Here is a 298-nt window from a genome sequence, read left to right as displayed (position 1 = left end):
GGGCACGGGTGGTCTCGTGCGCCACGACGGTCTCGGCGTCGAACGCGGACGCACCGAGCACGCGGACGACGTGGTAGTGCGAGAGCAACAGGTACTGGACTGGCTTGTCGGTGTGCTCGCGCAGCTTGCGCAACCAGTCCTGCGCGGCCACCGGGGTGGCGAGTGCCTCGAAGCAGACGACGAAGTCCTCGCCCTCGATGGCGCCGATGTTGGGGTCCCCCTCGGCGGTGAGGGCGTACACGCCGTCGGCCAGGACCTCGAGCGTCTGCTCCTTCTCACCGAGGTCGGCCGACGAAGC

1 pseudogene is annotated in these 298 nt (G+C 69.5%); it reads right to left on the bottom strand.

Annotated elements, in window-relative coordinates:
- Positions 1–298, bottom strand: a pseudogene (locus tag ACFWJO_RS39740) (hypothetical protein); the annotation flags it as partial.

Source organism: Streptomyces sp. NPDC127092 (genome assembly GCF_042722475.1).
GTDB lineage: Bacteria > Actinomycetota > Actinomycetes > Streptomycetales > Streptomycetaceae > Streptomyces.
The sequence above is the reverse complement of the archived record's forward strand: the minus strand, read 5'-3'. Positions and strand labels throughout refer to the sequence as shown.